The organism is Oribacterium sinus (genome assembly GCF_963553175.1).
GTDB lineage: Bacteria > Bacillota > Clostridia > Lachnospirales > Lachnospiraceae > Oribacterium > Oribacterium sinus_B.
On the sequence record NZ_CAUVME010000049.1, the window covers coordinates 1 to 10486 of the forward strand.

Annotated in this window: 11 protein-coding genes; all 11 read left to right on the top strand. The window is 44.6% G+C overall.

The window, feature by feature from the left end:
- Positions 1 to 160 precede the first annotated feature (160 nt).
- A complete protein-coding gene (gene modA / locus RYO92_RS10120; protein WP_315370306.1) occupies positions 161 to 1102 on the top strand; it encodes a molybdate ABC transporter substrate-binding protein in 942 nt (313 codons plus the stop codon).
- A complete protein-coding gene (gene modB / locus RYO92_RS10125; protein WP_315370312.1) occupies positions 1102 to 1794 on the top strand; it encodes a molybdate ABC transporter permease subunit in 693 nt (230 codons plus the stop codon). The genes modA and modB overlap by 1 nt, the downstream gene beginning before the upstream one ends.
- Before the next feature lie 250 nt (positions 1795 to 2044).
- Positions 2045 to 3124: a sulfate/molybdate ABC transporter ATP-binding protein gene (locus RYO92_RS10130; protein ID WP_040648891.1), complete on the top strand. Its 1080-nt coding sequence runs from the start codon at positions 2045 to 2047 to the stop codon at positions 3122 to 3124.
- A gap of 61 nt (positions 3125 to 3185) precedes the next feature.
- A complete protein-coding gene (locus tag RYO92_RS10135; protein ID WP_007157505.1) occupies positions 3186 to 4196 on the top strand; it encodes a DNA cytosine methyltransferase in 1011 nt (336 codons plus the stop codon).
- The gene (locus RYO92_RS10140) at positions 4196 to 5098 is read left to right on the top strand and encodes an Eco47II family restriction endonuclease (protein ID WP_315370307.1); all 903 of its coding nucleotides are present in this window, start codon (positions 4196 to 4198) and stop codon (positions 5096 to 5098) included. Before RYO92_RS10135 ends, RYO92_RS10140 begins: the two co-directional genes overlap by 1 nt.
- A gap of 12 nt (positions 5099 to 5110) precedes the next feature.
- Positions 5111 to 5599, top strand: coding sequence for a cyclic pyranopterin monophosphate synthase MoaC (gene moaC / locus RYO92_RS10145; RefSeq protein WP_315370308.1), 489 nt, complete (start codon positions 5111 to 5113; stop codon positions 5597 to 5599).
- Positions 5596 to 6861: a cysteine desulfurase family protein gene (locus tag RYO92_RS10150; protein WP_315370309.1), complete on the top strand. Its 1266-nt coding sequence runs from the start codon at positions 5596 to 5598 to the stop codon at positions 6859 to 6861. Before moaC ends, RYO92_RS10150 begins: the two co-directional genes overlap by 4 nt.
- A 179-nt stretch (positions 6862 to 7040) precedes the next feature.
- Positions 7041 to 7373: an ArsR/SmtB family transcription factor gene (locus tag RYO92_RS10155; protein ID WP_304072585.1), complete on the top strand. Its 333-nt coding sequence runs from the start codon at positions 7041 to 7043 to the stop codon at positions 7371 to 7373.
- Between the two features lie 103 nt (positions 7374 to 7476).
- Positions 7477 to 7695, top strand: a complete 219-nt coding sequence (locus tag RYO92_RS10160) for a heavy metal-associated domain-containing protein (protein WP_304072586.1) — start codon at positions 7477 to 7479, stop codon at positions 7693 to 7695.
- Positions 7696 to 7823: 128 nt separating this feature from the next.
- Positions 7824 to 9860 (top strand): heavy metal translocating P-type ATPase, encoded by a 2037-nt coding sequence (locus tag RYO92_RS10165; protein ID WP_315370310.1) that lies wholly within the window; start codon positions 7824 to 7826, stop codon positions 9858 to 9860.
- Between the two features lie 24 nt (positions 9861 to 9884).
- On the top strand, positions 9885 to 10486 hold a 602-nt coding region (locus RYO92_RS10170), incomplete at its 3' end, for a hypothetical protein (protein ID WP_315370311.1).

Genomic DNA, 10486 nt, shown 5'->3' on the forward strand with positions numbered 1-10486 from the left:
CTACTTTTCCTGAAGCTTTCGGAGAAGGAGTATAGACCGGATTCGTTGCTATTCTCGGGGCTTTCTGAGAAGGGGCATAGCTAAGTACAGTACTTTTCCTGAAGACTCCGGAGGAAGAATGGAAGGATCGGGGAGAAAAATCATAAAAAAGGAGAATCCTATGAAGAAGAAGGCATTATTAGGCTTGGCTCTTGCAGCGGCATTGGCGATGACAGCCTGTGGCGGAACAAAGAAGACTGAAACCACCGCAGCAGCTACAACAGAGAAGGCTTCCGAAAAGGCTGGTGAAAAGGCCTCCGAGAAGACTGGTGAAGCTACTTCCGAGGTGGCAAAAGAGAATGCAGAAAAGACGGAAGTACAGGTTTTCGTGGCGGCTTCTTTAAAGAATGTGATGGAAGATTTAGGGCAGCAGTATGAGAAGGAGCATCCTGAGGTGAAGCTGGTATTTAACGCGGATTCCTCCGGAAAGCTTTTAAGCCAGATTCAGGAAGGTTATGACTGCGACATTTTCTTCTCTGCTGCACAGAAGCAGATGAACACTTTGGAAGAAGAAGGTAATCTTGTAGAGGGGACCAGAAAAAATGTAGTAAACAACCAGCTTTGCGTAATTACTTTAAAGGACAGCGGAACCAAGGTTAGCGGTTTAGAGACTTTGAAGGATGCGAAGTCCATCGCCTTGGCAGACGGTACCGTTCCCGTAGGAAAGTACACCAGACAGGCCCTTGTTGCTTTGAAGATTCTTCCTGAGACAGAGGATGTATCCAAGATTAGCACCAAGGAAGTTTCCGAGGCTTTAGGCGGTGTGGAGATTTCCGAGCAATCCAATGTTTCCAAGGTTTTGGCAGCAGTGGTGGAAGGCTCCTCTGAAGTAGGAACCACCTACTATTCCGATACCTATGGTTATGAAGATAAGATTCAGATTCTGGAGAAGGTTCCTTACGATTTGACCGGAAATGTCATCTATCCTATTGCCCAGATTAAGAACGAAGAAGCAAGTCAGGAAGAGCAGGATGCAGCGAAGGATTTCCTTGCTTTCGTAACTTCCGACAATGCTAAGACCACTTTCCAAAAGTATTATTTTGATACCAACGTAGAATCATGATGAATGAATTATTAGCAGGGCTCCGGTCATTAGACTGGAGCCCCTTATGGATATCTCTAAAGACGGCCTGTATCACTATGGTGATATGCTTCTTTTTGGGGATTTTTTTAGCCCAAAAGCTAGGAAAATGGAAGGAGCCCTGGCAATCCATTGCGGACAGCCTTTTAACTCTGCCCATGGTTTTACCTCCCACGGTGGCAGGATATTTTTTGCTGTTGCTTTTCAGTAAAAGACGGCCTGTGGGAATTTTTTTATATTCCCACTTTGGCATTAAAGTGGTTCAGTCTTTTTTGGGCTGTGTTCTTGCGGCTACGGTGATTTCTCTCCCCCTGATGTATAGAAATGCTAAGGCAAGCTTTGCCTTGGTTCCCAAGGATTTGGTACAGGCGGGAAGAACCTTGGGATTGTCGGAAACGAAGATTTTCTGGAAGATTATTCTGCCCCTTTCCGGTCCGGGAATCCTCTCGGGAACGGTATTAAGCTTTGCCAGAGCCTTGGGAGAGTATGGCGCTACCTCCATGCTGGCAGGCAACATTCCCGGAAAAACCGCCACCATTTCCCAAAGAATTGCCCTTGTGATGCAGGACCAGGACTATGTGACCGCAGGAGTATGGGTAGGGGTGGTGCTGCTGATTTCCTTGTTCTGCATGACGGCGTTACAGTTATTGTCGAAGCGATCATCCTCCCGCTAAGGTTATTTGTTCTTTCAGGCACGCTTCCGCTAACCTGCAGCTGGTAGCGGTACTAAGCTTCAAACTTCGCTTCGCTTGTTTTCAGCAAGTACCGACCGCCTCGGATTGCCTTCAAGAACAAATAGCCTTAGCGTGAGGATTCGGAATGGGTAAGTAGGGCGTAAAGTACCTTGGATTGCCTTTAAGAACATATTGCTTTAGCGTGAGGATTCGGTGTGGGATAAAGCTGAAAGTTTTGAAAGGAGTTGTAATGGAGAAAGCAGAGCAATCGTCTTTTTGTAAGCTGTCCTTTCAGCTTCCTTTGGATAGCTTCCTTTTGGATATTCATTTTTCTTCTAATAAAAAGCGGATTGGAATTTTAGGGGCTTCCGGTTCGGGAAAGAGTATGTGCTTAAAAAGTATTGCAGGAATTGTGACCCCCAAGCAAGGGGAGATTCTGCTAGGGGATTCCTGTTTATTTTCCTCTTCGAAAAAAATCAATCTGCCGCCCCAAAAGCGAAGAATCGGTTATCTTTTCCAGTCCTATGCCCTTTTCCCCCATCTGACAGTGTGGGATAATATTGCCATTGCTATGCAGGGTAAGGAGAATAAAGAGAGCAAGTCGGAGCAGATTTTCGCTTTGCTTCGGAAAATGGAGCTTTCAGGACTGGAAAAGCGTTTTCCCGCAGAGCTTTCCGGAGGGCAGCAACAAAGGGTTGCCTTAGCTCGCATCTTTGCCAATGAGCCGAAAATGATTCTTCTGGATGAGCCCTTTTCCGCACTGGACTTATATTTACGGGATAAGATGCAGGAAGAGCTGATGCTGCATTTGGAGGATTTTCCGGGGCAGGCCATCATGGTTTCCCATTCCCGGGACGAGATTTATCGTTTTGCAGAGGAAGTGATTATGCTGCAAGAGGGAAAGGTGATTGGGCAGGGAGAGACCAAGGAAGTTTTCCGACAGCCCAAGAATCGCCAGGCGGCTATCTTGACCGGCTGTAAAAATATTGCTAAAGCAAAAAAGATAGGAAAGCATAGCATTTTCATAGAAGACTGGGGGCTGGAGCTTACGATGAAGCAGGAAATTCCGGAAAAGCTTTCTGCCGTTGGCTATCGTGCCCATGATTTTATTCCGCTTTTTTCCGGGGGAGAGGAGAATGCTGTGTCGGTGAAACTGCTTTCCAAGGCGGAGCTTCCCTTTGAGCAAAACTTTTATTTTAAGCCGGAAAAGGGTGAGGGTGAAATTTGCTTTTTGGTGCAAAGAGACGGTCCCTATGGTAAAATGCAGGAGATTCCCAAGGCTTTACAGCTTCGGGAAGAGAAGTTGCTCCTTTTGATGGAGGAGCAATAAGAAATTTACGGTATCTCTGATGATAGAGGTCATATGAGAAAAAAAGAGTAGAAAGGTATTTATGTTAACAGCAATAGAATTATTTGCCGGAGCAGGTGGATTGGCTCTTGGATTAGAAAAAGCCGGTTTCCAGTCTTTAGGATTAATAGAATTTAATCAAGATGCATGTAATACTTTATCGAAGAATAGACCAAATTGGAGAGTTATATGTGAAGACATTGCCAACATTTCTAAACTGGATTTAGAACAATACTTTAGTATTAAAAAAGGAGAATTGGATCTTTTATCTGGTGGAGCACCTTGCCAAGCCTTTTCCTATGCGGGTAAACGCCTAGGCTTGGAAGATGCAAGAGGAACATTATTTTATCACTATGCGGTATTCTTAGAAAAATTGCAGCCGAAAATGTTTTTATTTGAAAATGTTAGAGGCTTGCTCACCCATGATAAGGGAAAGACCTATGATACAATGATTAATATATTTCAAAGTGCAGGGTATACTATTCAAAAGAAAGTTTTAAATGCTTGGGATTATGGTGTGGCTCAAAAGAGAGAAAGACTGATTACCATAGGAATACGAAAAGACTTGGAAGATAAAATCAAATATGAGTTCCCAAAAGTGTATGAGTATAAACCTTTATTAAAAGATATATTGTTGGATGTGCCTCCCAGTATAGGAGTAACCTATGGAGAGAGCAAAAGAGAATTATTTGAATTAGTGCCTCCCGGTGGATATTGGAGAGATATAGATGAAAATCTTGCTAAAGAGTATATGAAAAGCTGTTGGTATATGGAGGGGGGAAGAACAGGGATCCTTCGAAGGATGAGTATGGATGAACCATCATTAACGGTTTTAACGACTCCCTCTCAAAAACAAACAGAGAGATGTCATCCACTGGAGGCTCGACCATTCACTGTTAGAGAAAATGCGCGGTGCCAAAGTTTTCCGGATGACTGGGAATTTTGTGGAAGTGTTATGTCACAATATAAACAAGTTGGAAATGCAGTGCCGGTAAATCTTAGCTATGAAATTGGAAAATCTATATATAACGCATTATCTGAGGAGCATAAATAATGGACTGGAAATTACAATTTATATCTCAAGAGAATTTAATTAAGCATGTTAAAGCAACGATTGATAAATATGGAGAAAAACTAGAGTCATTTGATATTGTGAGATTTAACAAGAATATTATTGATCCGGTTAAAATGATTTTTGATAAGACGGTTTACCAATCTTCGTGGGAAGAAATTATTGGTAATGAAATTTTTAGGCAAAGAGATAAGTCTAACAATAATGATATTGGATATTTTCATCAGAGAATATTTCAATATATCTCCGGTTGTCATGTTCCGGACAATGGAACAGAAGGCGGCTGGGATGTTGTGTTTAAAAAGGAATCAGGAATTGATTTGCCGGAAGGAGATAAAGTAGGAACAATTTATGTGGAAATGAAGAATAAGCATAATACAATGAATTCTTCCGCTTCTGGAAAAACCTATATTAAGATGCAAAATCAACTCTTAAACGATGATGATTGTGCTTGCTTTTTGGTGGAAGCTATTGCAAAAAAGTCACAAAATATTAAATGGTCCACTACGGTTGATGGAAGATCGGTTTCTCATAGAAGAATACGAAGAGTAAGTATGGATCAATTCTATGCTTTAGTTACAGGACAAGAAGATGCCTTCTACCAAATTTGTATGGTGCTTCCCTCTATTATTTCGCAAGTAATCGCAGAAGGGGGCGATGAAGTTAAGGTACCACATGATAGTGTATACAAAGAATTAAAAAAGATATCCGCCAAAGTAAATCAGTCAGATGAAGATATAGCCATGGCTTTATCAATTTATTTATTAGGCTTTAGTACTTATTCCGGATTTTCTGAAGTTCTTGGCAATATGTACTCAACAAATTTTGAGATTAAACGAATTCAAGAAATGTACGAATTTGCAAAAAGAGAAGATATTCAATAGATTGGGAGAGCTATGGGAGAGTTTAGTCATTTTGATGATCAGGGAAATGCCAGAATGGTGGATGTTTCCGGAAAGGCGGATACAGAAAGAACCGCTGTGGCCAAAGGAAGTATTTTCCTCAGTAAAGAAGCCATGGAGGCGGTGCTGGGAAGAAAGGTCAAAAAGGGAGATGTGTTTACCGTGGCTCAGGTAGCCGGGATTATGGGGGCTAAAAAATGCTCGGAACTGATTCCCCTTTGCCATATTTTGCCTTTGCAGTCCGCCAAGATTTCCTTTCAGGTTTCCGAGGAAGAGGGAAGGATTACGGTGGAGTGCCTTTGTAAAACTGCCGGAAAAACAGGGGTGGAAATGGAGGCTCTTACCGGTGTTTCCGTAACCCTTTTGACCATTTACGACATGTGCAAGGCCATTGACAAAAGGATGCACATGGAGGGGATTCACCTTGTGGAAAAGCAGGGAGGAAAGAGCGGTGCCTTCTATTATGAAGAGGAGAAGAAATGATTTATCTGGATCATGCAGCCACAACAGCGGTATCGAAGAGTGTCAGGGAAGCTATGCTTCCCTATTTTTCTGAGGATTACGGGAATCCGTCCTCTCTCTATCTTTTTGCCCAGAAGGCGAAAAAGGCGGTGGAGGACAGCAGGAGAAGTCTTGCCGGTCTTTTGGACATTAATCCAAGGGAAGTTTACTTTACCTCCGGCGGCACAGAGGCGGATAACTGGGCGATTCTTTCAGCCTTTTACTCCGCCATGGGGAAAAAGAGCAGCGTATCCGGCTCCGGAGCAGAGCAAAAGAGCGGTGTATCCGGCTCCGAAGCAGAGCAAAAGAGTAGTCTACCCGGCGCTGAAGCAGTAGAGCAAAAGCAAAAAAAGCCTCATATTATCTGTTCCGCCATAGAGCACCATGCCATTTTGGAAAGCTGCAAATTTGTGGAAAGTCTGGGGGCAAGAGTCAGCCGGATTCCGGTGGATCATGAGGGACTTTTGGATTTGGAAGCCTTGGAGCAGGCGATTATAGAGGATACGGTTTTGATTTCCGTGATGGCGGCCAACAATGAGATGGGAACGATTCAGGATTTGCGGACTATCGGAGAAATTGCGAAAAAGCATGGGGTGCTTTTTCATACGGATGCGGTGCAGGCCTTCGGGCAGATTCCATTGTCCTTAGAGGAAATGGGGATAGACCTGCTTTCCGCCAGTGCCCACAAGCTTCATGGACCCAAGGGCGTTGGACTATTGGTGATTCGAAAGGGCGTTCGTCTTCCGGCCTTCCTTCATGGGGGCGCCCAGGAGCGAGGCTTTCGTGCCGGTACGGAAAATGTTCCCGGTATCGTAGGCTTTGCCAAGGCTGCAGAGGAGGCCTTTGCCGGTATGTCGGAAAGAGAGAAAAGAAAACGGGAGCTTCAGAAGCTGTTCTTTAGAAGACTTTTGGAAGAGGTGCCTAGAATCAAGATTACAGGGGTGAATCCGTTGGAAGCTTCCGGGGAAAAAAGACTTTCCGGCAATGTGCACATTTGCATAGAGGGAATAGAGGCGGAGAGTCTCTTGCTGCTTTTGGATCAAAAGGGGATTTGCGCCAGCGCCGGTTCCGCCTGTGCCAGCGGTTCCGTGGAGCCAAGCCATGTGTTGCTGGCCTTGGGAAAAAGCCATGTGGAGGCCTATTCCGGACTGCGTTTAAGCTTTGAAGAGGACTTAAAGGAAGAGGAGCTGGAGTTTACCGTGGAGGCGATTCGAGAAGGGGTAGAGCGTTTAAGACGGGAATAAAAAAAGAGAAAAAAATTCTTGACAACAGATTTACATGTGATAATATATTCATATGTAAATCTGTTGTTGCTTTTTTGAGTGGTTTTTATAGCCTGCCATTCATTATGCAAGAGAAGAGGGACTTTACAAAAATTTTTACCATAAGGTTCGTAAAGTCCGTAATCTCAGAAAGGAGAGGAATGAGTCAAGTGATTGCCTTGGAACATCAAAGAGCAGATAGTCATGCAACGATTTCCGAGGATAGCTTATGTGATTTAGCGGAAGTGTTTAAGGTCTTTGGAGATTCCACCAGAATCAAGATTCTCTACGATTTGTTTGAAGGAGAGAAAAATGTTACGGAGATTTGTCAGGACTTGGAAATGAATCAGTCCGCCATTTCTCATCAGTTAAAGATTCTTCGTACCGCCCGCTTGGTTAGCGGAAAAAGAGTGGGGAAAAGCATTCTCTACTCCTTGGCGGATGAGCATGTCAAGACCATCATTGCCATGGGCATTGAGCATATCGAAGAATAAAAGAAGTGATGAGAAATCAATGAGAAATCAATGAGAAATCATAAGAACAGAAACTATTTACTATAGGAAACAATAAAAATCAATATAGAAAAGAGGAGAAAAAATGAAGAAGAAGTTTGAATGTGAAATTGATTGTGCAAATTGTGCGGCTAAGATACAGGAAGCTATCGGAAAGATTCCGGGAGTACAGTCTGTAAAGCTAAACTTCATGATGCAGAAGTTTACCTTGGAGGCGGAGGATGATCGCTTTGAGGAGATTTTGCAGGAAGCCATCCGTATAGGAAAGACCATTGAGCCGGACTTCACCGTGAAGGGCGTGTAGGAGAATAAAGTCCAAAGCTTGCAGTACTATGAGTAGAGTATTGAAGCGGATTATCAGAGTAAGTACCGGAAAAGCAATAGTTTAGAGTAAAGTATAGAGTAGAAAAAATATAGTAAAGGGGAAATATCATGTCAGAGAAACTTATTCGGGAAAGAAACAAGCTTCTTCTTTCCGTCATCTTATTCTTAATCTTATTGATTGTGGAAAAGACGGGGATTCTTCCCTTCCTTCCGGAGCATTCTCTTTGGTATCTTCCGCTTTATCTTATTCCTTATTTTCTCAGCGGTCTTTCCGTGGTAAAGGAATGTTTTCTGGGAATCAAAAACAGGCGTCCCTTTGATGAAGCCTTATTGATGACTGTGGCCACCTTAGGCGCCTTCCTTTCCGGAGAATTTGCGGAAGCGGTGGCGGTAATGGTCTTCTATCAGATGGGAGAGCTTTTCCAAAGCTATGCGGTAGGAAAAAGCAGAAAGTCCATTAAGGAGCTGATGGATATTGTACCGGAGCTGGCCCACATTGAAAGGGAAGACGGCACCGTAGATACCGTGGATCCGGATGAGGTAGAAGTAGGGGATATGCTTTTGGTAAAGCCGGGAGAAAGAGTGCCGGTGGACGGCATTGTCCGTCAAGGAGAAAGCATGGTAAATACGGCAGCCCTTACCGGAGAGTCCGTCCCCAGAGAGGTATTCCCCGGAGAAAAGATTATTTCCGGCTGTATCAATGGAGAGGGCATGCTTCGTGTAGAGGCTTTGAAGGCCTTTGAGGATTCCACTGTTTCCAAGATTTTGGAGCTGGTGGAGGAGGCCTCCGAGAAGAAATCCAAGGCGGAGAACTTTATCACAAAGTTTGCCCGGATTTATACCCCGATCGTAGTATATTCGGCATTGGCATTGGCTATACTGCCAAGCCTTGGCCTGTTCTTGGGAACAAAAATAGGCCTGGTGTCTCCGGAGTTTTTCGCAGCCCATCCTCCCCTTACCTGGTTATATCGTGCCTGTACCTTTTTAGTAGTGTCCTGTCCCTGCGCCTTGGTGATTTCCGTGCCCCTGTCCTTCTTCGGAGGAATCGGTGCGGCTTCCCGAGAGGGTGTACTGGTAAAGGGCTCCAACTATCTGGAGCTGGTATCCAAATTAAAGGTTGTAGTGTCCGATAAAACAGGAACCCTAACCAAGGGGAATTTCGCCGTGCAGGAGATTGAGCCTTGGGAGGGAATTTCCAAGGATGAGCTTCTTCGCACTGCCGCTATGGCGGAAAATGGTTCCACCCACCCCATCGGGCTTTCCATTCTCAGCGCCTACAAAAAATGGATGGAAGATTCTTTGAAGGCTAATGCTTCTCCGGAAGATGTCGTAGTAGAAAATGATCCGATGAAGCATTCTTCCGGAAAGGAAAGCAACAGTCTTCCTTTCCCGGAAAATACGGAAAATCGCAGCGGTGCAGGCTTGATTTCCATTGTGGAAGGGTGCAAAATTTTAGTGGGAAAGGCCAAGCTTTTAGAGGAAGAAGGCATTTCCGTACCACAGCAGGATGAGGGAGCTGCCACCATTTGCCTGGTAGCAAAGGACGGTCAGTATCTTGGAAGAATCTTGATTGCGGATGAGGTGAAGGAAAGCAGTAAGGAAGCAGTTTCGAAAATGAAGCAGCAGGGCATTGAAAGTGTGGTTATGCTTACCGGAGACAGTACTCCTGTAGCGGAGGCGGTAGGCCGGGAGCTTTGTTTGGACAGCGTTTACGGAGAGCTGCTTCCCGCCCAGAAGGTGGAGAAGGTGGAGGAAATCCTTAGCTCTTTAAGCGGAGAAGGAGAGAAGCGTAGCGGTTATCTTGCCTTTATCGGAGACGGTATCAATGATGCACCGGTGCTTTCCCGGGCGGATGTGGGCATTGCCATGGGGGCTATGGGGTCGGACGCTGCCATTGAAGCAGCGGATGTGGTGATTATGGATGATGACCTAAGCCGAATTCCCACTCTCATTGCCATTGGAAAGAAGACCATGAGGATTGCGATGCAGAATATCGTTTTTGCCCTTGCGGTAAAGTTCCTGGTGCTCATCTTAAGTGCCGTAGGACTTGCCAATATGTGGGCAGCAGTATTCGGAGATGTGGGGGTTACTGTCATTTGCATCATCAATGCTATGCGACTGATTCAAAACCCGAAATCTATCTAAAAGAGAAGGAGAATTCCTGAGAAAATGGAGAAGAAGCTGGATTTTTTTTATATCGGTGAGTCCTATGGGGGAAACCAGGATTGGTGTTTTGACCATATGATGCAGCTGGGGGGCTGTGGCGCTATTACCGCCTGCGACAGTTCGATTTATCTTGCCCTGCACCATGGAAAAAAATCTATATATTCCGGGAATTTGGAAAAATTAGATCAGGACGAGTACCTTTATTTTACCGAAGAAATGAAGAAATACCTGCATCCCCGTTGGTCCGGCATCGATAAACCGGAATTATACGTGGAAGGCTATCAGAATTTCCTGAAGGAGCATCAGGAAGAAAACCTGATGATGACCATTGTTCCCGGAGCGGAAAATGTTGCCAAAGCGAAAGAATGTATTGTGGAACAGATTGATAAAAATCTTCCTGTTCCCATTCTGATTCTGAATCATCAGAACCCGGAAATAGATGACTATATCTGGCACTGGTTTTTACTGATAGGCTACCGTTATCAGGGAGATGACCCCTTGGCGGAGAGAAATGATTTTCAGGTGCAGACCGTTACCTACTCGGAAGCGGCTTGGGTTTCCCTGGAGGCGCTTTGGGATACAGGCTATAAGACCAAAGGCGGTTT

Excerpts from the sequence above, each read along its gene's own strand:
- modA (WP_315370306.1), top strand. The coding sequence starts at position 161 with ATGAAGAAGAAGGCATTATTAGGCTTGGCTCTTGCAGCGGCATTGGCG.
- modB (WP_315370312.1), top strand. The coding sequence starts at position 1,102 with ATGAATGAATTATTAGCAGGGCTCCGGTCATTAGACTGGAGCCCCTTA.
- RYO92_RS10130 (WP_040648891.1), top strand. The coding sequence starts at position 2,045 with ATGGAGAAAGCAGAGCAATCGTCTTTTTGTAAGCTGTCCTTTCAGCTT.
- RYO92_RS10135 (WP_007157505.1), top strand. The coding sequence starts at position 3,186 with ATGTTAACAGCAATAGAATTATTTGCCGGAGCAGGTGGATTGGCTCTT.
- RYO92_RS10140 (WP_315370307.1), top strand. The coding sequence starts at position 4,196 with ATGGACTGGAAATTACAATTTATATCTCAAGAGAATTTAATTAAGCAT.
- moaC (WP_315370308.1), top strand. The coding sequence starts at position 5,111 with ATGGGAGAGTTTAGTCATTTTGATGATCAGGGAAATGCCAGAATGGTG.
- RYO92_RS10150 (WP_315370309.1), top strand. The coding sequence starts at position 5,596 with ATGATTTATCTGGATCATGCAGCCACAACAGCGGTATCGAAGAGTGTC.
- RYO92_RS10155 (WP_304072585.1), top strand. The coding sequence starts at position 7,041 with ATGAGTCAAGTGATTGCCTTGGAACATCAAAGAGCAGATAGTCATGCA.
- RYO92_RS10160 (WP_304072586.1), top strand. The coding sequence starts at position 7,477 with ATGAAGAAGAAGTTTGAATGTGAAATTGATTGTGCAAATTGTGCGGCT.
- RYO92_RS10165 (WP_315370310.1), top strand. The coding sequence starts at position 7,824 with ATGTCAGAGAAACTTATTCGGGAAAGAAACAAGCTTCTTCTTTCCGTC.